Source organism: Chryseobacterium sp. StRB126 (assembly GCF_000829375.1).
In the GTDB taxonomy this organism is placed as follows: Bacteria; Bacteroidota; Bacteroidia; order Flavobacteriales; family Weeksellaceae; genus Chryseobacterium.
Window position 1 is genome coordinate 2,043,243 of sequence record NZ_AP014624.1, and the last position, 23,581, is coordinate 2,066,823.

General features: G+C 35.6%; 23 protein-coding genes. 14 read left to right on the plus strand and 9 right to left on the minus strand.

Features of this window, described 5'->3' with window-relative positions; translation table 11 throughout:
* Window positions 1–21: 21 nt before the first annotated feature.
* The gene (locus CHSO_RS09185) at window positions 22–1,539 is read left to right on the plus strand and encodes a bifunctional ADP-dependent NAD(P)H-hydrate dehydratase/NAD(P)H-hydrate epimerase (protein ID WP_045495201.1); all 1,518 of its coding nucleotides are present in this window, start codon (window positions 22–24) and stop codon (window positions 1,537–1,539) included.
* A 103-nt stretch (window positions 1,540–1,642) separates the two neighbouring features.
* Here CHSO_RS09185 and lgt read toward each other — a convergent pair whose 3' ends face one another.
* A complete protein-coding gene (gene lgt, locus CHSO_RS26190; RefSeq protein WP_045502210.1) occupies window positions 1,643–2,491 on the minus strand; it encodes a prolipoprotein diacylglyceryl transferase in 849 nt (282 codons plus the stop codon).
* A gap of 450 nt (window positions 2,492–2,941) precedes the next feature.
* On the minus strand, window positions 2,942–3,157 hold the full coding sequence (gene yidD, locus CHSO_RS09195; RefSeq protein ID WP_045502213.1) for a membrane protein insertion efficiency factor YidD: 216 nt from the start codon (window positions 3,155–3,157) through the stop codon (window positions 2,942–2,944).
* 137 nt (window positions 3,158–3,294) lie between these two features.
* On the opposite strand from yidD, the gene CHSO_RS09200 reads away from it, so the two are divergent.
* On the plus strand, window positions 3,295–4,572 hold the full coding sequence (locus CHSO_RS09200) for a replication-associated recombination protein A (protein ID WP_045495202.1): 1,278 nt from the start codon (window positions 3,295–3,297) through the stop codon (window positions 4,570–4,572).
* Window positions 4,573–4,622: 50 nt separating this feature from the next.
* On the opposite strand, the gene CHSO_RS09205 is transcribed toward CHSO_RS09200, so the two are convergent.
* From CHSO_RS09205 to CHSO_RS09225, 5 genes are all read right to left on the minus strand, one after another.
* Entirely contained in the window at window positions 4,623–5,042 is a 420-nt protein-coding gene (locus tag CHSO_RS09205) for a hypothetical protein (protein WP_045495204.1), read from the minus strand.
* 113 nt (window positions 5,043–5,155) lie between these two features.
* Window positions 5,156–7,387, minus strand: coding sequence for a DUF2339 domain-containing protein (locus tag CHSO_RS09210; RefSeq protein ID WP_045495205.1), 2,232 nt, complete (start codon window positions 7,385–7,387; stop codon window positions 5,156–5,158).
* A gap of 108 nt (window positions 7,388–7,495) precedes the next feature.
* Window positions 7,496–8,203, minus strand: coding sequence for a hypothetical protein (locus CHSO_RS09215; RefSeq protein ID WP_045495206.1), 708 nt, complete (start codon window positions 8,201–8,203; stop codon window positions 7,496–7,498).
* A 512-nt stretch (window positions 8,204–8,715) separates the two neighbouring features.
* Complete coding sequence (pheA, locus tag CHSO_RS09220; protein WP_045495208.1) at window positions 8,716–9,564, minus strand: prephenate dehydratase; 849 nt, start codon at window positions 9,562–9,564, stop codon at window positions 8,716–8,718.
* 152 nt (window positions 9,565–9,716) lie between these two features.
* Window positions 9,717–10,145 (minus strand): acyl-CoA thioesterase, encoded by a 429-nt coding sequence (locus tag CHSO_RS09225; RefSeq protein WP_045495210.1) that lies wholly within the window; start codon window positions 10,143–10,145, stop codon window positions 9,717–9,719.
* Window positions 10,146–10,282: 137 nt separating this feature from the next.
* On the opposite strand from CHSO_RS09225, the gene dnaA reads away from it, so the two are divergent.
* The 5 genes from dnaA (at window position 10,283) to CHSO_RS09250 (ending at window position 14,344) form a co-directional block, all read left to right on the plus strand.
* Complete coding sequence (dnaA, locus tag CHSO_RS09230; RefSeq protein WP_045495212.1) at window positions 10,283–11,737, plus strand: chromosomal replication initiator protein DnaA; 1,455 nt, start codon at window positions 10,283–10,285, stop codon at window positions 11,735–11,737.
* Window positions 11,738–11,854: 117 nt separating this feature from the next.
* Window positions 11,855–12,313, plus strand: a complete 459-nt coding sequence (locus CHSO_RS09235) for a low molecular weight protein-tyrosine-phosphatase (RefSeq protein WP_045495215.1) — start codon at window positions 11,855–11,857, stop codon at window positions 12,311–12,313.
* Between the two features lie 23 nt (window positions 12,314–12,336).
* Entirely contained in the window at window positions 12,337–13,035 is a 699-nt protein-coding gene (locus CHSO_RS09240) for an SAM-dependent methyltransferase (RefSeq protein ID WP_045495217.1), read from the plus strand.
* Between the two features lie 7 nt (window positions 13,036–13,042).
* Window positions 13,043–13,333, plus strand: a complete 291-nt coding sequence (locus CHSO_RS09245) for a hypothetical protein (RefSeq protein ID WP_045495219.1) — start codon at window positions 13,043–13,045, stop codon at window positions 13,331–13,333.
* A 3-nt stretch (window positions 13,334–13,336) separates the two neighbouring features.
* Complete coding sequence (locus CHSO_RS09250) at window positions 13,337–14,344, plus strand: DUF2931 family protein (protein ID WP_045495221.1); 1,008 nt, start codon at window positions 13,337–13,339, stop codon at window positions 14,342–14,344.
* 54 nt (window positions 14,345–14,398) lie between these two features.
* Here the strand turns inward: CHSO_RS09250 and CHSO_RS09255 are convergent, their stop codons facing one another.
* Together CHSO_RS09255 and CHSO_RS09260 are read right to left on the minus strand one after the other, a co-directional pair.
* Window positions 14,399–15,244, minus strand: coding sequence for a DUF4349 domain-containing protein (locus CHSO_RS09255; RefSeq protein ID WP_045495223.1), 846 nt, complete (start codon window positions 15,242–15,244; stop codon window positions 14,399–14,401).
* Between the two features lie 87 nt (window positions 15,245–15,331).
* Window positions 15,332–15,805, minus strand: a complete 474-nt coding sequence (locus CHSO_RS09260; RefSeq protein WP_045495225.1) for a DUF962 domain-containing protein — start codon at window positions 15,803–15,805, stop codon at window positions 15,332–15,334.
* A gap of 73 nt (window positions 15,806–15,878) precedes the next feature.
* Between CHSO_RS09260 and CHSO_RS09265 the strand changes: the two genes are divergently transcribed.
* From CHSO_RS09265 to CHSO_RS26200, 7 genes are all read left to right on the plus strand, one after another.
* Entirely contained in the window at window positions 15,879–16,724 is an 846-nt protein-coding gene (locus tag CHSO_RS09265) for a helix-turn-helix domain-containing protein (RefSeq protein WP_045495227.1), read from the plus strand.
* 89 nt (window positions 16,725–16,813) lie between these two features.
* Complete coding sequence (locus CHSO_RS09270; protein WP_045495229.1) at window positions 16,814–18,124, plus strand: TolC family protein; 1,311 nt, start codon at window positions 16,814–16,816, stop codon at window positions 18,122–18,124.
* A gap of 24 nt (window positions 18,125–18,148) precedes the next feature.
* Entirely contained in the window at window positions 18,149–19,267 is a 1,119-nt protein-coding gene (locus tag CHSO_RS09275) for an HlyD family secretion protein (protein WP_045495230.1), read from the plus strand.
* 102 nt (window positions 19,268–19,369) lie between these two features.
* Window positions 19,370–20,962: a hypothetical protein gene (locus tag CHSO_RS09280; RefSeq protein WP_045495232.1), complete on the plus strand. Its 1,593-nt coding sequence runs from the start codon at window positions 19,370–19,372 to the stop codon at window positions 20,960–20,962.
* Window positions 20,963–21,095: 133 nt separating this feature from the next.
* Window positions 21,096–21,266 (plus strand): hypothetical protein, encoded by a 171-nt coding sequence (locus CHSO_RS25930; RefSeq protein WP_171817629.1) that lies wholly within the window; start codon window positions 21,096–21,098, stop codon window positions 21,264–21,266.
* 44 nt (window positions 21,267–21,310) lie between these two features.
* Entirely contained in the window at window positions 21,311–22,327 is a 1,017-nt protein-coding gene (locus CHSO_RS26195) for a TonB-dependent receptor (protein ID WP_232509171.1), read from the plus strand.
* Window positions 22,328–22,343: 16 nt separating this feature from the next.
* Window positions 22,344–23,525 (plus strand): TonB-dependent receptor domain-containing protein, encoded by a 1,182-nt coding sequence (locus tag CHSO_RS26200; RefSeq protein ID WP_232509172.1) that lies wholly within the window; start codon window positions 22,344–22,346, stop codon window positions 23,523–23,525.
* Window positions 23,526–23,581 lie beyond the last annotated feature (56 nt).

Here is a 23,581-nt window from a genome sequence, read left to right on the forward strand (position 1 = left end):
TATTTAAAGTTAGATTCGCTTATGAAAATCTTCACTGCCGGACAAATTAGAAGCTGGGATCAGTTTACCATATCCCATGAACCTATCTCTTCTGTTCAATTGATGGAAAGAGCCTCGTTGGCTTTAGCCAATTGGATATCTGAACACTGCAAAGCTCATAGGAAGGCGGTTATCCTTTGTGGTAATGGAAATAACGGGGGTGATGGGTTTGCTGTGGCAAGGATGCTCTATCTGAAAGGTTTTGATGTAGATGTATTTGTTAATGATCCTAAAGGAAAACTTTCAGAAGATGCAACTGTGAATCTTAAAAGATTACAAGGGATCTCTGGGATTTCCGTAGGAAGCTTTAATCAAATTGAACAATATAACTTTGATGATAAAACAATTATTATTGATGCACTGTTCGGAAACGGATTATCGAGACCTTTAGCTGATGAATATAAAGAGTGGGTAGGCTGGATCAATAAAAAGAATAATCTTAAAATAGCAATAGATCTTCCTTCCGGACTTTCTGCTGACGGACTTTTGGATGGCGATTCTATTGTTTTAAAAGCCAACTATACCTTAAGTTTTCAATGCTGGAAAAGAAGTTTTCTACATCCGGAAACAGGAAAGTACACCGGAAAAGTAATTATTCTGGATATTGGTCTCAGTAAAAATTATCATGAAACAACTGAAACAGGTTATTTTGCAACCGATGATTACCTTGCTGAATCTCTTTTTAACCCCAGAAATGATTTTGCCCACAAAGGAAATTATGGTAAAGCAGTTATTGTGGGTGGGAGCTATGGAAAGATAGGTGCTGCAGTATTGGCCACAAAATCTGTTTTAAAAACAGGTGCCGGACTTACTTTTACGTTAGCTCCTCAATGTGGCTATGATATAGTACAAACCACTTGTCCGGAAGCTATGTTTTTAGAAGATGGAGATCAGTTTATTAAGCATTTTGATATTGATAAAGGTGCAACCATAGGAATAGGTCCCGGTTTGGGAACTCACAAAGAGACTCAAAAAGGTCTTTTGGCTTTTTTGAAAGATTATCAGTCACCATTAGTTTTGGATGCTGATGCATTGAATATTATTTCTAGAGAGCAGAAAAACCTTCAGTTAATTCCTAAAAGATCCATTATCACTCCTCATCCTAAAGAATTCGAAAGGTTATTCGGAAAAATAGAAAATTCATTTAAAAGATTAGAGCTTGCAAGGGAAAAAGCTAAGGAACTAGGTATTTATATTGTGTTAAAAGATCACCATACACAGGTGGTTATCCCTAACGGCGACGTTTACTATAACCTGACTGGAAATGCAGGTCTTGCCAAAGGCGGAAGTGGTGATATCCTGACGGGGATTTTAACCTCACTTTTAGCACAGGGGTATTCCGAAAAAGAGACCTGTATCCTTGGAGTTTGGTTACATGGAAAAGCGGCTGATTTTGCAGCAGAAAAACATTCAAAAGAATCTATGCTTCCTACAGATGTAATAGATGAATTGGGAAATGTTTTTAAAGAATTAAATAGGAAGACACACCGAAGCTTATAAGTCAAGAGGAAGAACATCATAAAACTTAAAAGTAAAAAGGCAAATCTGTAATAAACAAATTTGCCTTTCTATATTTTTAATCAAGATGATCTATAGAGTTTAATTACTCAGGTTTTGCATTTTCAGCTTCTGTAATTTTAAACTTCTTAGAGATAATCATGATGATAACTCCGGCAATCATAAACGGAATAGACAGAACCTGTCCGGTATTTAAACCTCCTATTTGGATGAATTCATCACCCTGAGGCTCTTTCAGGAATTCAACAAAGAATCTAATCGCCCAAAGAATGATAAAGAATAATCCAAATAGCCATCCTTGCTGATATTTTTTATTTGTTTTTCTATAAAGAATCCATAATAAAATGAAAAGAGCAACATATCCTACCGCCTCAAATAACTGGCTTGGGTAACGTGGAACAGTAAGTCCATACTCGCTGCTTTGTTGTGGGAATAGTAAAGCAAAAGGAGAATTTGGATCAGCTGGTTTCCCAACAATTTCAGAATTGAAGAAGTTTCCCATTCTTACAAATGCACCGCCTAAAGCTACTACAATCCCTAATCTGTCGTATACCCAGAAAGGGTTTTTCTTGATAATCTTATATGAGTAATAAAGAGTGGTAAGGATCAATGCTATTGTTGCTCCATGGCTTGCCAATCCTGAGAATCCTGTAAATTTGATTCCATTTTTGGTGCTAATCGGTAAAAAGACACTCCAGAAGTCCTCTTTAAACAGTTCCGGCTGATAGAAAATAACGTGTCCTAATCTTGCTCCAAGAATAGTTCCTATCAATGTCCATGTGAAAAGTGGCTCAAGATATTTCTGGTTTACGTTGTCAATTTTAAAAATTCTGGTCATTAAAATATACCCGAAACCAAATGCAAAGACAAACATTAAGCTGTAGAAGTGTAAAGTAAATATCCAGAGATGGATGCCTTTTGAAGGATCCCATATTTTAAAGGATGTTTTAAGTTCTACTTTATCAGCATCAGAGATAGGTTTTGCAGATTTTACAGCATATTTGTATGCGGTGATATTATCCTTGGTAGGAGCTGCGTCAATCAATTTAAAGTTTTTATCCAGAAACTGATATTGCGAATCCTTGAATCTTGCCAGTGTTGAAACACCGAAATTATAGTAAGCAGGCTCAAAATTGGATTCGTTAAGGATGACAAGAACATTCTCTTTAATTCCCCTGTCGGGAAAAGCAGCCAGATCCCCCATTTCTGTAGTGGAATAGATTTTCACGGGAACATTATTTCCATTGATATCTAGAGTTCCGTCAGATAGACCTCCTGGGTATTCCTGTGCAAAAAGACACTGGGTAACCAATGCAAATATGACAAGGTAAATTCTGAAAAAAATATTACTCATTTTTCTATTGATTTAATCGTTTGTTATTTCTTATTGATGTTTGTGTTTAGGTGGAACAGGATCATAACCGCTTCCTCCCCACGGATGACATCTTAAAATTCTTTTAAATCCCAGCCAGAAACCTTTAAATATACCATGAACCTGTAAAGACTCTATCATATAATGAGAGCAGGTAGGTTCGTAGCGGCAGTTTTTAGGAAGTAGGGGCGAGATAAACCACTGGTAAAATTTTATCAAAATTACCATAGGAAATGTAATGATTTTATTGAATGTAAGTTTCAAAACAATGCAAAAATAGGGTAAAAAAATGAAAATTAGTTTAATTTTGTTAGAAGTTTCAGACCATAGAAATCTGAAATATTGATCTTAAAAAATAAAATACTTTGAATCAAAATATTCCATTAGCCGAGAAATTAAGACCTAAAACTCTGGATGAAGTTTTGGGACAGGAACATCTTACCGGCGAAAAAGGGACGATCAGAAAAATGATCGAAAATAATACCCTGAATTCCCTGATCTTTTGGGGACCTCCGGGAACAGGAAAAACCACACTGGCAGAAATTATTTCTGAAAGTTCAGGAAGGAAGTTTTATAAGCTTTCCGCTGTTTCCTCTGGAGTGAAAGATGTTCGTGATGTGATTGAAGATGCTAGAGGACAGAATTTATTTTCCGGAAAATCTCCCATCTTATTTATTGATGAGATCCACCGTTTCAATAAATCCCAGCAGGATTCGCTGCTACATGCGGTAGAAAAAGGCTGGATTGTTTTGATAGGAGCTACTACAGAAAATCCAAGTTTTGAGGTAGTTTCGGCTTTGTTGTCCAGAAGTCAGGTGTATATTCTGAAGGCTTTAAGTTATGAGAAATTAGAAGAACTTATTGATATTGCTTCTGAACGATATAATAAAGATGAAGGAACGAATTTTAAAATTCTTGAAAAAGAGGCGCTTATTCAGTATTCTGGAGGAGATGCCAGAAAACTGATTAATTCTGTAGAGCTGGTTTTGAATCAGTATAAAAATACAGATACCCAAGAGATTATCAATTCAGACGTGCTGGAAGTTCTTCAGGAAACAATGGCGTTGTATGATAAGAATGGTGAGCAGCATTATGATATTATTTCTGCTTTCATTAAATCAATGCGCGGAAGTGATCCTAACGGAGCTGTGTATTGGCTGGCGAGAATGCTTGTTGGGGGAGAGGATATTAAATTTATTGCAAGAAGAATGCTCATTCTGGCAGCAGAAGATATCGGATTGGCCAATCCTAATGCGCTGGTAATTGCCAATAACTGTTTTCAGGCGATTAATGTGATCGGGAATCCTGAGGCAAGAATTATTCTAAGTGAAACGGCAGTATATCTTGCTGTTTCTCCTAAAAGCAACTCTGCCTATATGGCAATTAATGAAGCAATGGCATTAGTGAAACAAACAGGAAATCTCCCTGTACCTCTCCATTTAAGAAATGCTCCCACCAAGCTGATGAAGGATCTTGATTACGGAAAAGAATATAAATATGCCCATTCCTATGAAGGGAATTTTGTAGACCAGGATTTTCTTCCTCAGGAGATCAAAAATGTGAAACTGTATGAACCAGGAAACAATGCTACAGAAAAAAAAATCTATGAAGAGTTAAAGAAGAAGTGGGGAAAGAAATATTAAATAAAAAAGGATAACATAAAAAATGCTATCCTTTTTTGTATTGTTAAAAATTACTTTGTTGTATAAATAAATAAAGTTGACTTTCCGTTGTAATCCTTCTTTTCCGATTTTGCTATAATGGCTGTGAATATTTTAGTGGATGAATCTGTAAATTCATATCCATCAATAAAAACAGAATTATCAGCAGGAATATCACTTTGTTGGTTTAGCTGAGCTAATGCCATCTTATCAAAACCAATGCTTTTATTGATTTTATATACAGTAACCCCGTTGGTAAAAACAGAACTGTATTTTTTCAAATTAGCAGGAAGGCTCGCTGCGCTATTATAGGTCTTTAGGACCTGTATGCGAGAACCTGCAGACTTGAACAGATCTTCTGTTCCAATCATATTGTCAGCCACTGCAAGCTTTTTTTGTGCAAATAAAGTTGCAGATGACAGTATTAAAAAAGAATAGAGTAATTTTTTCATAATCAGAATATGTAACTGTTAAAAACGTGATAAATATAGTTATTTTTTGTAAAATGTGAATTAAATATTAAAATGTTTTACGTTTTATTTAGAAATAAAAACCTTTAGCCTAATTATACTTCCTGGTTTTCTTCATTTTTTTCTTTGGTGTCAACCATGTTTTTGATAATGTTTTTAAGACGCTGAAAAGTGAAAGAACTTAATAACAGTATAATCCCCAGAGCAATAAATGCGCTGATTCTTGAGATGTTATCCATTTGCCAGACATCATAAGCATAAAGTTTTAAAACCATTAAGCCAATCAGGGAAAACCCAATCTTGTTGTATTCCTGAATATTTTTTCTCAATCCTATATAAATGAATATACTCGCAAGAATGGTCCAGATGATGGGTAGATAAAGAATGTTGAAATGGTTTTTTACGGCATAAGAATCTTCCACACCATGAGATGTCGCCAATACATATAAATGATGAAGTTCACAGCTCACTGAAACAATGAGTGCCAGAGAAACGATCCAGTATGATATTTTTGATTGATGGAATCCTGTATCGGGAATGATTTTTAAAGATACATATATAAAAGGTATCCATTGAAGTAGGTGTAATATATAAAAACTGTTCTGAAGTTGTTTTGATAGAATATCTGTAACTATTGATGAGGTGGCAACAGAAATATTAATCATTATAAGGAAGAAAAACAAATAGATTAGTCCTGTTTGAAGATCTTTGGCAATACTCAGCTTTTTTCTGAAAAATAGTAATATGAAAATATAATAGATACTGTACAACAATGCTACACTGGTTATTGCAGCCCAAGGTAGAGTATTGATGTGATAAATGATTTCAAGAAGAATGGCAGTGTAAATAACCCCATAGCTTGCAGCTGTAATAAGGTCTTCAAAAAAAGAATTGGTTCCCGTTTCTGTTTCTTCACTGGTGGTTTTTAATAAATATAAATTGATTCCAATGGAAACAATGGTCACCATACTCGTTAAAAATACAGGGTTGAATATAATATTGAGGTTTACGGCATTGAGATATTCACACCAGGTGATAAGCTGTGCGAAAATAACCAATGGAAAAAGGATGTGAAAACATGTTTTAAAAATTTTATGACCTGTTTTTTTCCATATAAAAAGGAGTAGGGCGGCCTCTATAGCCCAAACACTGGTAATAAGATGAGCTTTAAACTGTAAAGCAACAGCTATTGTAATCAGACTAACGGTTATTCCTGCAAAAACAGAAAAGGAAATCCCAAAATTTCTTTTTCCATATTCCCTGAAGAGAAGAATGGTATTCACCAATGCGAAAATCAGAGGAAATATAATAACGGGTTCATATTGTAATTCATTGAAGATATAAGCAAGGCCTATAATACTTGAGCCATTGATAAGAGCAAGCATTAAAATATCCGGAACAGAAAGTACTTTTTTTCTGAAATAATCAATAAGAGCAAAAGTGTAGAAAATAATATAGCTGATGAGATAGAAAGCAATGCTCAAAAGTTCAGGAAGGTCTACAGTCCAGTAAAAAAGATATATACCGGTAAAGATATAAGCTGTCCATCCTGCACTTTTCCAATGTTGAAGAAAAGCAACAGCCAGCATTCCTATATTTAGTAAAGTAAGATAAGTGAAAAGGAATATATAATTATTTTCTCCTGTACTAATCATTAGAGGAGCTGTGAAACCACCTATTAATGAAAAAATGATTAAAACTTCACTTCTGTAATAGTAGGATAAAATGATAGCTACAATGGTGATTATTGAAGTAATAGCAAAGGCTGTATTCTGGCTGAAAAGATGGTATTCTCTGAATGCGATGGTAGTGGTGAAATATAAAACAGCAATTCCGCCGCCAGTAATGATGGAGGCAAATGTTTTATAGTTTTTTCTGAGAAAATGTCCTGTAAGGATAATAATTGTTCCGGTGCAAAGACCAATTCCTGCTCTTGCGGTTTCCCCAATCCAGTTTTTATCAATAGCGTATTTTACAAAGTAACCTATTCCGAGAACTAAAGTGAAAATACCAACAACAGTAAGAATGTTTTGTTTTAAAAATTCAAAAACAGGGCTTAGCCAGTCTTTTTGAATTACAGGAGAGGTTTCGGAGTTTTCATTCAGGGTTGTAGTTTCCTTGTGAGGTTCGTATATTGGAGTTGGTGATGGGGTGATGATTTCTTCAGTAGAAGTGACTTCCCGGGCTGGCTCAGGCTGTAGTGTTTTTTTATTGATTTTGGAATTAAGATCTGATACCTCTTTTTCAAGTTTCCGGATTTTGGTGTTCAGGTTGTTGAAAATAATGGCAATGACTATAATCAGGATAACCGCAAGATACTCATTCATTATATAGTTTTTATCAAATATAAAGAATTTTAAAATGGTGTTAAAAAATTAACCCATCGCAACAGGAGGCGATGGGTTAACGATATAGATAACTAACAATATGTTTTATTAATTGGATACTTTATAGATATAGAATGAAGAAACACTAGAACCTGCAATGGATAGTGATAAAACATTACTTCCTGTAAGTCCAAAACTTACCTTGTCTCCGGCCTGAAAAGAGTATAGAGAATTTATACTGGCTTCAGAAATTGTTAATTTTGCTACAAGCAAATCAAGACCTGAGAATGGTCGGGTGTCGATAATTGTACCCACTCCGCTTCTGGTTCTTGCAATTCCAATACCGTAACCGTTTACAAGAAGGTCTGCTTGTAATCCTGTTCCGTACCTGAAAGTATATCCTAACATATAAACTCCGGTAGATGGAATGATAAAAGAACTGTCTGAATCAGAAAACATAGCCGCAGATCCTATTGTTCTCTCATTTGTTAAAAAATTGACAGGTTTAAAGGTAGCTGGAAAAAGGGCAACGTTTACAAGGCTGATGCCGGTTGTTTTTTTAGCAGAATACATTCCTGAGTTAACATTAGCTGCTCCTATTAGCAATTGTGGATCCATGGCGTATACTTCTGTACTTCCTGTATCTTGAACTAAAAGCTGGTATCCGGGAACTGTAGTTGCTGTAGGGGTATTTCGAACTCTCATGTTTCCGTTAACGTCCAGTGTTGCCGTTGGAGTATTAGTATTAATTCCTACTTGTGAAAATAACGGTAGAGTAGCAAAAGCTATAATTAGGCTGTAGATTTTAGTTTTCATGATCAAATTTTTATTTAGTTGATAACAAAGATACGAAAATACTAAAATCTATATTATGAATTTTTCACTTTTAACGTTAATATGATATAAAATATTTAAACGTATGTTTATATTTTAGTGTATATTATTTCATATTTTAATTACGAATTATTTTTTTTCGTTTTATCAAATGAATGTATATGAGGATTTTGAAAAATAAAATTATCCCTTTTATGTGGGTTGTTTTTTTTGAGTTATTAATTGTTGTCAGCCAGATATTGTTTTATAATATATGGAGTCTATATACAATTTTACACCATTGTCATTCTGACGAAGGAAGAATCTCATATTTGGCTTAGATTCTTTATTTCACTTCTGAACTACGTTCGCAGGCTTTCAGCCTGTATTCAGAATGACAGGGTCAAAATAGTAAAATATTAGGGTCAGTGTAAAATTGTATATAATTACCTAATATATAATACAAAAGCACTGTTGAGGTAACAGTGCTTTTGTAATGAATATACTGGTTTATTTTAACTTTCTAAAAGAAATTCTTTATAATTTCCAAGAAAATCAACATTGGCATTGATGGATTCGAGCTCCTTCAAAGCATTTCCATGAAGTATATCTTCCCATGAACCTTCCACATTAATAAAAAAGAAGTAATTGCCCAATCCGGTCTTTAACGTTCGGGATTCAATCTTGCTGAGGTTCATTTTTCTCCATGCGAAAACCGATAAAACCTGGTGAAGCCCTCCCGGATGATCTTCAGGAAGGGTTACGAGCATTCCGGATTTCTCTCCTAATGTTTCCAGTTGGCTGTTGTCGTATTTATTTTGCTGTTTGGAGATAATGATAAATCGGGTATGATTTTGTTCAAAATCCTGAATATTACGGTTAATGATGTTTAAACCATATAAGTTGGCTGCATACTGATTCGCTACTGCAGCAATTTTAGAGTCTTTGTTTTCCGAAACAAATTTAGCTGCTGCTGCTGTAGAAGAAAAGTCCTGTTTGGGAATTCCTTTATAATGAGTGTCTAAAAAATGGAAACTTTGGGCCAATGCCTGTGGATGCGAATAAATCCTTTCTATCTCCTCAATAGAGTTTTCAGGATGAAGCATCAGATGGTGGGCGATCGGCATTACAGCTTCTGCTTCAATTTTAATAGACGGTGTCTTATACAAATAATCCAGCGTCATTGATACGGTGCCTTCTATGGAGTTTTCCAAAGGAACAACCGCTTTAAGTGCGTCTCCGCTTTCTACCGCTCCAAAACAGTCCAGAATGCTGGCTTGTGGTAAAAGCTCATCATCAGGAAAAAGTTGTGCTGCTGCAAGCTGGGTAAAGCTGGCGTGAGGCCCCAAAAATGCAATCTTCATAAGTAAATATATAAGGTGTTGTTGTTATAAAGTGACAAAGGTGCGAATTATAGTTCAAAGTGCAAGGGGAGAGCGTTTAAAGTTCGAAGTTTAAAGTGGTGGCATAGAGATTAAGTCTTATCTCCACGCTTTATATCTCCTGTCTCAAGCCTCTATAATGTATCGTCTGTTGTTTTCTTCCAATGAGATTCAATCATCTTCATCAGGAAATCCGGACATTTGATGACTTTATTGGTTTGGGCATCTAAAAAGAAAAGGGTAGTGGAAGCTTCGGTAATTTTAATATGTTTTTCATTGTAAATTTCATATTCAAATTCAATCCTTACGCCAGGAATTTTTTTTACATAAGTATGAATTTCTAACTTTTGGTCATACAAAGCTGGACGAATATATTTAATTTTGTAGTCTGAAACCGGTAGCCAAATTCCTTGGTTTTCAATTTCATCGTATGAAATTCCTATACTTCTGAAGAGCTCAACCCGGCCCACTTCAAAGTACTGAGCGTAGTTGCCATAGTAGACATATTTCATGGGGTCTGTTTCTGCGTAACGTACTCGTATTGAATGTGTTGTATGTATCATTTTAGGTCTTTAATTATACATACAAATATATTTTTAAATAATCAATACCTGCAATATTTTTTTTTAAAAAGAAAATATTGGACCTTTGTCTCCCTTCTAAAAACAGTACAAACAAAAGAATAATCAGGGCATAAAAAATGGATGACAATTTAATGATGATATGGCAGAAGTGCCTTCAGTTTATGCGTGATAACTTGAACGCGGCTGAAGATAATTCTGACCTGAAAAAACTTGAAAAATCTTTCGATATGTTATTTGATAAGGTACAGCCACTTTCATTAGTGTCTAATAACCTTACACTTATCGTACCGAGCGATTTTTACAAGGAATATATAGAGGACAACTACTTGTCCTTACTTTCTGCTGCCCTGAAGAAAAATGTAGGAAAAGGAGTTAAATTATGGTATTCTGTAATGGAAAACAGACCAAAAGGTGAGGAAAAACCGGTTACCATGAATATGAAGGGACAAAGCGTTCCTACTCCAAAAACACAGGAAACAATGCCACAAGGATTCTCTGCTAATATTGTAAACCCTTTCGTGGTCCCTGGAATTAGAAAAGTAAATATTGATTCTAACCTGAAACCAGACTATTCTTTTGATAGTTATGTAGAAGGAGAAAGTAATAAATTCGCAGCTACCGTAGCAAGATCAATTGCAAAAAGACCAGGAGCTACAGCATTTAACCCATTATTCTTATATGGAGGATATGGAGTAGGAAAAACACACTTAGGCCAGGCAGTGGGTCTTGAAGTAAAGAATCAGTTTCCGGACAAAGTAGTTCTTTACTTATCTTCAGAAAAATTCATCCAGCAGTTTATTTCAGCTGCAAAAGCACATAAGCAGACAGAATTTGCTAACTTCTATCAAATGGTAGATGTATTGATTATCGATGATATTCAGTTTTTATCAGGAAAATCGGCAACTCAGGATAGTTTCTTCCATATTTTCGATCACTTGCATCAAAATGGAAAGCAGATCATCCTTACTTCAGATAAAGCACCTGCAGACATTATGGATATTCAGGACAGAATTGTTTCCCGTTTCAAATGGGGACTTTCTGCAGAGATCAAATCTCCGGATTTATCCACAAGAAGACAGATTATTGAAGATAAATTAAGCAGAGACGGAATTGTTCTTCCTGGAGATATGCTTGATTTCCTTGCTGTTGAAACGAAAACAAACGTAAGAGAATTAATAGGTGTTATTAACTCGGTGATTGCTTATTCTACAGTATACAAGAGAGATTTAAGTCTTGAATTATTAAAGGAAACCATCAACAGAATTGCAGCCAACCAAAAGAAGGTGATCAATATTCCTTATATTCAGGAAGTGGTATGCGATTATTTTGGAATCAAAAAAGAGCAGCTTCTGTCTAAAACAAGAAAAAGAGAAATCGCTTTACCAAGACAATTAGCGATGTATTTCTCAAAAGAGTTTACTAACTCCACGTTCACTAAAATTGGTGAAGAAATGGGCGGGAAAGACCACTCTACGGTAATGTATGCTTGTGATACCATCAAGGATGTATCGAAAATTGATAAAGAAATCAAGAAATACGTTAAGGATCTTACCGAAAGAATCAAGCAGTAAGATCATCTTAAGCTAAAATATTAAAAAATGAAGAATAGTTATATTCTTCATTTTTTTATTTAGATTTGTTGAAGCTAATAAACATTTATCACAGTTTAATCTTTTAAATATCAGACTATGAAAATCCTGATGGTTTGCCTTGGAAATATATGCAGAAGCCCTTTGGCAGAAGGAATTATGAAAACTAAAGTGCCGGAAAGCTTTGTGGTAGATTCTGCCGGAACGATTTCTATGCATGAAGGGGAACATCCGGATAAAAGAGCCATTAAAACTGCTGCCAATCATGGTGTTGATATTTCCATGCAGAGGTCAAGGCCCATCACAAGGGCTGATTATGAAACCTTTGATAAGATTTACTGTATGGATGCTAGTGTCTATAAAGATGTTATGGCTAAAGCGCTCAATGAAGAACAAAAACAAAAAATATCATTGTTTCTGGAAGCGGCCGGAAAATTCAACAATACTGAAGTTCCTGACCCATACTGGGGTGGAATGGAAGACTTCGAAAAAGTTTTCCAGTTATTAGATAAAGGTTGCAATGCCATTGCTTCCCAGTTAACGATTCATAATTTATAATCATCATCCATAAATAAATTTTTATGCTTTTTTTACTTCCTGCTTATTTATCAGAAAATACCTCTATTACCCATTTTGCACCTGTTATTAAGGAATATATCATGCAAACGGACTACTTCTTTGTGGAGAATGAGAAAACAGCCAGAAAGGTCGTTAAATTCTTTGCCCCTGAAAAGAAACAGGCAGATCTGAAATTGTTTTTACTAGATAAGTATACAGAAAATGCAGATATTAAAGAAGCTCAACAGTTGATGTTGAAAGGGCAGGACTTTGGATTGCTTTCTGAAGCCGGGCTGCCATGTATTGCAGATCCTGGAAATCTGATGGTAAAATGGTGTCATGAAAAAAACATTCAGGTAGTTCCTATTTCAGGACCTTCATCTATTATTTTGGCGTTAATATCCAGTGGATTTAACGGGCAGGAGTTTACTTTTAACGGATACCTTCCAATTGATAAAGGAGAGAAAAAGAAGCAGATTCAACAGCTGGAAAGTTTAGTTCAGAAAACAGGTTATTCTCAGATCTTTATGGAAACTCCTTACAGGAATAATCAGCTTATTGAAGACCTGACCAAATTTTTATCACCCAATACCAAGCTTTGTATTGCGGCTAATATCAATGATCCTGAGCATGAATTTATCAAGACCAAAACAATAAAAGACTGGCAAAAACAAAAGCCTGAACTTCATAAAGTTCCTGCTGTATTTGTATTAGGAAAATAAAAAAATAATGTTGAAAAATAACCCGTTTCTTACTGTTTTTCTATTGTTTTGTATTCAGGTATTGCTTATCAAATACCTGGATTATATAGACTTTAATGTAAAGATAGGGGAAGGGTTGTCTTTAGCTTTTGTGTGCTTTTTTATTCCGGTTATTTCTCTTATTCTTAATGGGTTTATGGGAGAATCCCGATATAAAAAATCATTCAGATATTTTACTTTTTTTATTGTAATTATTTCCTTGTTGGCATTTGTAGCATTGTCTTATTTAGGTGCTTTAGGAAGAGCTTATCAACATTAAAATATGAAAAAAACGGTCATAGATTATCTGAATTTTTGTCTGGCAGTTGTTTTTATTGTGCTGGTTCTTTTCTATGGAATTGCTTTGTTGAAAAAAAAGGAATTTGATAAAGTAAACTGGTCTGCAAAGATCATTAGTGTGGTACCTAATTCAACAGATGATAAGTCGGGTATGCTTAAGATCCTTGATGCTGTTTTTATCAATACTTTTAATGATTCTGAAAATATTTTAGATTATAATTCTCCAAAGTTAATTGTTTCAAAAGGAGCAGATTCTGCTTATTTTTGGTCACAGGATGATCTGTTGCCGGATTCTTTATCCATTAAATATTTTTCTGTTGAGGAGAAAAAGTTTTACCAGCTGAATACAAAACTTCCTCAGGAAAAAATACAGAATTCTTTGGAAAATAAGAACCTAGGAATAGATTTGAAGTTGGAAATTCAGCCAAAAGGTAAAATTTCTGTGATGATTGAACAGCCGGGAAATAAGAATTTCGGATCAAAATTAATAGAAAGTTTTGAGGCAAAGGAAATTCCTGGAGTATTGAAAATGCTGGTATACAGAAAATATGCAGGAGAAGAATATAATGAGTTTCCTTCCCTGAAAGATGTTTCGGATTATTCAGATATTCTTATCCAAAAATACTCATGGATGGTGAAGATTGAAACTGAAAACACTGAGAAAGTTTCTGAAATTTCAGCGTATGCTTTTGATGGTAAATCAATGAGCGTTGAAAATGAAACCTTTGAAGAATCGAAACTGAGAAATCTTCCAAACAGGTTTTCTATGGATTGGGGAAATACACAGAGATATGGAAGTAATTATTCCTTTGACAGTCAGGAGATTTTGGATGCTTTTAAAAATTTAAATCAGATAAATAGTAACGAACCAATCCTGATTACTTTTACATTATTTAAAAACGCTTATCCAAAGGCTGAAATTTCTAAAGGAGGAAAAACAATCCCATTAAAAGATAATTACCCGGATCTTCCGACAAAATATGCACGTTAAAATAAAAACCGAGCCTCAGTAGAGATTCGGTTTTGTTAATTTATATGGCGATGTTTACTGCTTTCTTTTCTTCCATTTTTTCCAAAGAACAATCATAAGAGGAATCAGTAAAAAGAATGGCCAAAAGGAAATAATACCTAATAAAAAGGCTACGAAACTATTCCAGCCTTCTGTCAAAGAGTCCACAAACCGGCTTCCGAATCCAATTTTTGAAGTAGCAGAACTTCTTACTTTTTCTTTATATAAGCTAAGTTCTAAAGTACTGTAATTCACTCGGTCATCAATAAAACGAAGTCTTCCTTCTGCTACATCAATCTCATCTTCCAATGCCCGGATCTTTTCCTGTATTTCCAACATATCTTTTGTGGTGGCTGCATTTTTAAGCATATCTCTATACTTTTCAAGATAGATTTTTTTGTTAGCTAATTTTATGGATACATCAGTATATTCCTCTGTAACATCATCTGATGAAATATTTTTAGATAGCACAGAACCTACACCATCAGAAAATGAATTAATAAGTTTATCGAAACTTTTGTGAGGAACTCTGATTGTCAGATTCAGATTTTCATTCACATCTGTATTTTGAAACTCTTCTTTCTGGATGTATCCATTATTCTTCTTTAAAATCTCTTGGGTCTGACTTTGCGCTTTTTTAATATCTCCCACCTGAATTCTCATTTCTCCATTTTTAATAATTTTTCTGGAGACAGTATCTGATCCTTTTAAAGTAGGAAATGAAGTTACGTCAGATGAAGCCTTTTCAGATACAGAATGAGGTGGAAGTGGTTCTTCGTTAATAATATCTACAAGGTTAGCCTTAACAGAATGCTTATCACCACCAGACTTACTACAATTGATAAAGGCAAGAAAAAGTAAAGGTAAAAGTATTGTTCTCATGGAAGGTTAATTTTCCATGAATACTATCAAAAACTATGCTTGGAAAGATAATTACCGAAAATTGGGTAAAAGAATAAGCCAAAAACGTTAATACCTGATTCCTGTTTTTTTCAGAATAAAACCTAACAGCCAGATAGGGCCGATAAGTAGAAACTGAATAGCCTTCAGGAAAGATGGTTTTTTCCCTTCAATTTTATGCCCGATAAACTGCAAGATCCATGTAACAATAAAAACACTGAGATAAAGTATCCATGATTGTTTGCCAAGGCTAATATTGGTAAGATAGATACAATGTTCTGCCAAAAGCATAATCAAAATCATGGCGATTCCAATTAATAAAGATAACCTTAGATAATATAAACTGATCAGAATAACGGCAACTAAGCTCACAATACTGATACATCCAAGGTAGGAAATACAGAAATGGGGCGAAGGAATCAAAGAAATAAACCCCAGAATAGAACAAAAGATTAAAGGCACACAAAACCAATGAATGAACTTGTTAGTCGCATTTCTATGGCTCTTACTATATTCTGCAAATAATAAATCAACCTTTCTCATACTGACAGGAATTGGATTAATGCTAAAATAATAAAATTTTGTAATCAGTGATAAGTTTGCTTACATTTGTGTTATGTCTGCCTTAGAAAAGTTCGGAGTTGAAATTTTTACGCAAAAAAATATTTTCGAGAGAATCGCTGTTGATAAGCCTTTTCGTCCCGATAATCCGGCTTTTATTTTCATTAAATCAGGAACCATAAAACTTCGCCAGCACTTCAGTGATCTTGAGGTTTCTGCCAATATGTTTATGGTGACCGATCCACAAACGATTTATGAAGTGGTGTCTGTGAGCGATGATTTTCAATCCAGAATGGTTTCTTATAAAAGAGAATTTATTTCCGCCCTTTCTTTGAAGTTCAACAGATTGATTACCTATCGATATTTCAGGCAGCAGATGAATAGAGGGGTTCCTTTTCCGGAAAGTGAAATGGAAGTAGTCTGGAAAAGTGTCAATTTTCTGAAATACATTTTGGATTCAGAAACCGATATGCTCTACAAAAAAGAGATGGTGGAACACCTTTTTTCCGTTTTCTGTTATCAAATGGCTGGAATTATTTCGAAAGAAGACAATAATTCTATGAATCAGATGTCCAGACAGGAAGAAATTGTGTTCGTTTTTCTTACCGACCTTTCCGAATATCATCTTACTGAAAGAACCGTTGAGTTTTATGCCGAGAGACAATCCATTACAACCAGACATCTTTCATCAGTGGTCAAAGAAGTCACGGGAAAAACAGCAAGCCATATCATTGCTTTAATTGTCATAAATGAAGCCAAAGTACTCCTGAACTCTTCCAATAAACCTGTTTCAGAGGTGTCTTCCATCCTCGGTTTCAGTGATCAGTACGCGTTTTCGCACTTTTTTAAAAAACATATGGAAGTGAGCCCTAGGCAGTACAGACATCAGTTTGAAAACTAAAATCCTACATTTGAACATCTTTTTCCAAAAATCAAACATTTGATTGATTTTGTTGTTCACCTAACTTTGCATCTGTAAAACAAGGTAAAATGACACAAAAAATAAAAACAGCACTATCAGTTCTGATAGCAGCTTTTCCTGCGCTGTTTTTTTCACAACAGATTAAACAGCTGACCGCAGGTGAGATTGCTGAACTGGCAGTTCAGAATCATCAGCAGTTGAAGGTTTCGGCTCAAAATATTGATATTGCCAAACAGAATATCAATGTTGCTAAGCTTCAGAAACTTCCAACCATTACGGCTTCTACAAGCCAATTCTATTTGGGAGATGCCGTAGCTATTGACAAAGACTTTTCAAACTCTACAAAGGTTCCGATGCCTCATTACGGAAGTTCGTATGCGGTGCAGGCAACTCAATTAATCTTCAAAGGAGGACTGGTAAATAAATCCATTGAAATGGCGGGGCTTCGTGAACAGCTTTCCGAACTGGATCTGGAGAAAAATAAGCAGGATGTGAAATTTTTAGTGATTTCCAATTATCTGGATGTCTATAAAATGATTAACCAACAAGAGGTTTTTCAGAATAACAAAAAGTTAGCTCAGGAACGTCTTAAAAATATCCAGAAGTTCTATCAGCAGGGAATGGTGACCAGAAACGAAGTGATTCGTGGGGAGCTTGCTCTTAAAAACCTGGATCAGGGAATTCTGACGCTTTCCAACAATAAAAAAATCCTTAATTATAATTTAAATATTGCATTAGGTTTATCTTCTGATACTGAAATTGTTCCTACTGAAAATCTGGAGAACAAAGAATCCGGAATTGGGATGGATTATTATATGAATCTTGCTCATGAAAGCAATCCGGTGTTGAAATCAGCACAGAAAAACATTGCAGTAGCCGATAAGAATATTGAAATTATAAAAACTGATAACTTGCCTACTCTGGCAGGATTCGGTGGTTATACTTTACAAAGACCAATTACTACGAGAAACCCTGTCTTGGATATGTATTCAGGAGGTTGGCAGACAGGTGTTTCTCTTAGCTACAATATTGATACGCTGTATAAAACAAAGGAAAAAGTAAAATTAGGTGAACTGCAGAAAAATCAGGCGAATGATGCCATGACTTTAGTACAGCAGAATGTAGATATGGGCGTGAATGCAGCGTATACTAAATATCAGGAAGCTATCCAACAGGCAGACATCCTAAATGATTCCAAAAGGCTGGCAGAGGAAAACTACAAAATTACCGAAGCCAAATATTTGAATCAATTGGCTGTACAGGCAGAAATGATTGATGCGCAGAACCAGAAACTGCAGTCAGAGCTGGATTATGCCAATGCAGAGATCAATGTTTTGTATCAATATTATAACCTTTTGAAAGCTACAGGAACACTTTAATTTTTTTAAACTGAAATCAACACAATGGAAAACAAGGAACAAACTACTCAAAATACTACACCAACTCCCGCAAGACCAGCGGCAGATAGCAAAAAAAAGCAGAACAAGAAAAACAAAATCAGAGCGATTATTTCCAATATCATCGTTTTTCTGGTGATCGGATTCGGATTATTCTGGCTCATCCGTGAATATTTCCACATCGGAAACAAAACCTATACGGAAGCGGCTCAGGTAGAAGAATTCATCAACCCGATCAATACAAGAGTTTCTGCTTATATCAAAGAAATTAAATTTATTGAGCACCAAAGAGTTAAAAAAGGAGATACATTGGTTGTTTTGGATGAACGTGAAATCCTTACCCAATTAGGACAGGCTGAAGCAGCTTATCAAAACGCAATGGCTCAAAAAACAGCAACAAGTTCTTCCGTAAACACTGTTTCCAACAACATCAATGTAATGGAATCTAATATTGCCGGAGCAAAAGCAAGACTTTGGAATGCTGAACAGAACCTGAACAGATACAAAAACCTTTTATCTGCGGAAGCGGTAACAAGGCAACAATACGATCAGGTGAAAACAGAATATGATGCTCAAAAGGCAGCTTATGAAACACTGGTGAATCAGAAGCAATCTGCAAACCTTTCTACTACAGAAGTGAAAAGTAAATTAGGAATCAATGATGCAGAGATCAAAAGAACAAAATCTGCGCTGGATATGGCCAGAATCAATCTTTCTTATACTGTAATTACAGCTCCTTATGATGGAGTGATGGGAAGAAGAACGATTTCTGAAGGACAACTGATTCAACCCGGTCAGCAAGTGGCAACCATCGTATTAAATGGTCAGAAATGGGTAACGGCTAACTTCCTTGAAAGTCAGATGCCTAATATTAAAGTAGGAGAAAAGATGATGATGACGGCAGATGCCTTGGGTGGAAAGCAGTTTGAAGGAGTAGTAACTGCCGTTTCTGCAGCTACAGGATCAAGATATTCAAGCGTACCAACCGATAACTCTACCGGTAACTTTATTAAAGTTCAGCAAAGAATTCCTGTAAGAATCGAATTCACGGCTACTAATAAAAAAGAAGATCTTGAAAAGCTGAGTGCTGGGATGAATATGAACGTGAATATTAATAAAGACTAAAAGATGGAAGATATCAGATTCCAGACATTATGCAGCGTAGAAAGTTAAGGCTGAATGTCTAGAAAGTCTGTCATCTGATATCTGAAATCTATTATCTACAATATGTACAACAAAGGATTATATAACGACTGGGTACCCAAACCCGTACAGCTTCTGCTGATTGTATTGCTGCTTGCCGTGGTAATGCCGATTGGTGGGGTGTATACAGGAAACATCAGCTATCTGGTGAGTGGAACCGGAGCGATGACAGAATATTTCATGTGGGCGAACTATGCAACCACTATTGGAATGGGAGCCTGTATGCCTGTGGTCCTCAGAATCAAAATGAGGTTCAAGGTAAGAGATAAAATGGTACTGCTATTGGTTCTTTTAGGGCTGTTGAGCTATATCAATGGTACTACTTTACAACCGATGATCTTTGTATTTTCAGCCTTATTGATTGGATTTTTGAAGATGATGGTAACCATAGAACTCTTCCTGCCATTGATGGTCATGATTGGGAACAGAGGAATTTTTTATGGCGCATTTTATACATTTGTTCTGGTGATGAACCAGGTGGCAGTGTATTACTCAGCGGAGTTTGCTCTTCTTTATAACTGGCAGCAGTTTTACATTTTTACAGCAGTTCTATGTTTTATATTAGCATTAATACACTGGATTTTTATGCATAACAAATACTTTGCGCTGAAAGTTCCATTGCATTATATCGACTGGCTGAGTATCCTGCTTTTCATTTCAACCTTTATGTTTTCGGCATATGTTTATGCATTCGGAAGACAGCAGGACTGGTTGAATTCGAAGAATATTATTAATGCGAGTATTGCAGCATTTGTAAGCTTTGCCTTGCTTTCCATTCGTCAGTTAACCTTAAAGAGACCTTATCTGTCATTTAAAATTTTCACTAAAAATAATGTACAGAACGGTTTATTTATGCTGTTCTGGCTGGGGATGTTCTTAGGAACTGCTTCTCTTCAGAATACTTTTGCTGTAGGAGTTTTAGGATATGATCCATTGACTAATGCAAAGCTGAGCATGATGATGATTCCCGGAATCATTGTAGCCGGAATCATTGCTATTTTTTGGTTTAAAAAAGAAAAACCATTGAAAATGTATATTTTTTCAGGGTTTGCAGGGATGATAGGATATTCGATCATTATGTATTTCTCTATGGTACTGGAATTCAATTATGATAACTGGTATCTGCCTATGTTCTTAAAAGGCTATGGAATGTGTTCACTGTTTATCTCCGTATGGTTTTATACTTTGGATAAACTTGAAATGGATGAAATGTTGGCAGCCATCGGATTGGTATTGGTTTGGAGAACATTTTTAGCGGTAGGTATATTTTCAACCCTATATTCATGGTTACAATACCGTTTTCAGGTTACAGCAGTAGGAGATCTGGCCGTTTATATGGATGGAATGACCGTCACTCCGCAGAATGTGATGGCTAATATGAAAGCCATTCAGTTGAATGCTATTTTGATAGCCACTAAAAAGATATTCGGATTCATTATTCTGATTGGTTTTGGAGTCTTGTTGTATGTAATTACGCACCATTTCGGAGCTAAAAGATTTCAATACTTCAGATTTGTCAGAGTTCTTGGTGGTAAATCTGTTATTGCAAGAAGAAGACTTCGTGAACGTAAAAAATTATTAGAAGAAATAAAAGACGCAGCCGGGCCTGCGATGTAAAGATACCTTGTTTTTCACAGTAAGATCCTGGCCCTTAGTTGGGCTGGGATCTTATGATTTTTAGGAAGGAAGCTTGAGGCTGGAAGAGGGAAGTGATGATAGGCGATTAATGGTTATATCTCAATTTTTATAGATGAATCATTTCATAGTGAGTCTAAGTTTTATGATGAAGGAAGCTGGAGGCTGGAAGGGGGAAGCTATGATAACTTCTAACCATATTGATGACAAAAATAACTTCCAACCTCCAGCCTTTAAAACCCAAAAGCTGAAAAATTTCACCCTTTCTTATTTTTATTGTTTCTAAATAAAAATTATATTTGCGGGATTATAAAACTTTGATTTGAAGGAATGAAAAAGCATTATGCATTCATAGGTCTGTTGGCATCGGGATTATTGTTTTCCCAAACTGTTAAAGACACTGTAACCTCTAAAGGGATAGAAGATGTGGTGATCGTAGCATCAAGAAAACCTACCAAAATTTCTGAAATTCCCGGTACCGTTTGGGTTGTTCAGAAAGAAAAAATTCAGGAACAGGCTAAAAGTGGAGTTCCCATTAAGGAAATGTTATCCATATTAATTCCAAGTATGGATATCGGGCCACAGGGAAGAACCAATTACGGACAGAACATGAGGGGACGTTCTGCTCTGGTAATGATAGATGGGGTTTCTCTGAACAGTATCCGTGCGATCAGCCGCCAATTGGATGCCATTGATCCATTTAATGTCGAAAGAATAGAGGTACTTTCCGGAGCAAGTTCTATCTACGGTGGAAATGCAACCGGTGGTATCATTAATATCATTACGAAAGCACCGTCTAAAAAAGGAATCAGTGGAGAGACCGAATTAGGAGTACGTACAGGATTTATGGGCAAAGATGACCATGATTTCCGTGCAGCACAATCTATTGCAGGAAAAGGAGAAAAGTTCTTTGGAAGACTGGGAGTTGCCTATCAGCAGAATGGTGGAGTGTATGGAGCAGATCAGAAACAGTTGTTTACAGACATTACCCAAACCGATCTTCAGTACAACCAATCTATTGACATCTTGGCGACCGGGGGATATCAGTTTAACAATAAGCATAAAATAACGGCTTCCCTTCAATATTATAATTCCAAATTCAATGGAGACAGAAGCTTGTATTTAGGCGAAAATCTAGGGGCTTTTATCAAGAAAGACGGAAATTTATTGGAAATGAGAGATGGTTTTTCTTCCGATAAAAATGTAGGGACAGAACGCTATATGGCAACAGTAACCTATAATGGAAACGGAATTCTTGGAGGGCAGGATCTGTATATTCAGTTAGCCACGAGAGGTGAAAAGTTAGGATTTTTATCCTTTCCCTGGAAATGTAGCTCTGGCAAATAAGAAAACTGAAGCTTATATGTCTTCATCTCAACAGGACACCTATTATTCAGGGATAAAGGCATTATTATCAAAATCATGGAAAGGGTTGAATGTTACCTATGGCGCTGATATAGATTTTGAAAAGTTTGAAGGAAACCAATCAGTATATGATATTACGAAAACAATGTCCAGTGGTGGATTAATCAACGAGACTCAATACAGGCTTGGAAGATATCCTACCAACCACTCACAAAGTTATGCAGGATATGTTCAGGCAAAATATAATATCATTCCTAAATTACAGCTTAATGCAGGAGTACGTTACCAGCACATCAATGTAAAAATGGATGATTTTGTAGGTTCTGAACAGCAAACACAGATTGCCATGGGATATGGAACTTCTGCCTCTGCTATTCCGGGAGGAGAAAGCTCTTATAATGTAACATTAGCGAATGCCGGATTACTCTATAAAATCAACGAAAAGCACCAGGTCTGGGGAACATTCTCTCAGGGAGCAAGTTTGGCAGATCCTGCTAAATTCTACGGAATTGGGAAATATACGCTGAATGGAACGAATTGGGATGTCATTTCAAGTATCAATGTAAAAGATCAGCCTTTACAAGCCATCAAAACCAATCAGTTTGAAGTGGGATACCGTATTAATAAAGGGGGATTGAGAGCACAGATTGCCGGGTTCTTAAGTAATTCTGACAAGACAGTAGTCGTCGATAAGAAAACATTCCAGATTCTTGTTAACGATTTAAAATTAAGAAATATGGGAATTGAAGCAGAGATTTCCTATTCCATGAACAATGGTGTTTATTTCGGAGCAAGCGGATTATTGATCAAATCTGAAGTAGACAATAAAGGAGAATGGCAGAAGCAGGAAATTTATAATGCGTCACCGTCAAAATTGGTAACCTATATTGGGTATAATGTGAAAAACTGGTCATTCAGATTCCAATCATTACAGAATTTCAAGCAGAAGGATGAGCTTATGAATGTTGTTGAAGGATACAATACATCAGACCTTATGATAGGTTACCGGTTCCAGTTTGGAAAATTCAACCTTGGAATCCAGAATCTGTTCAATACAGATTATCAGACCATCTGGAGCAAGCGTTCCCAGGTTTTATATTCAAGCTACGGAATTCCGGACCTATTTAACTATAAAGGAAGAGGCAGAACATTTAATCTGTCTTATACTTTTGAATTTTAACAAATTAAGATTAAGGTAATCATGCCTTAGTCTGGATCAAATACTTTCTACAAGTC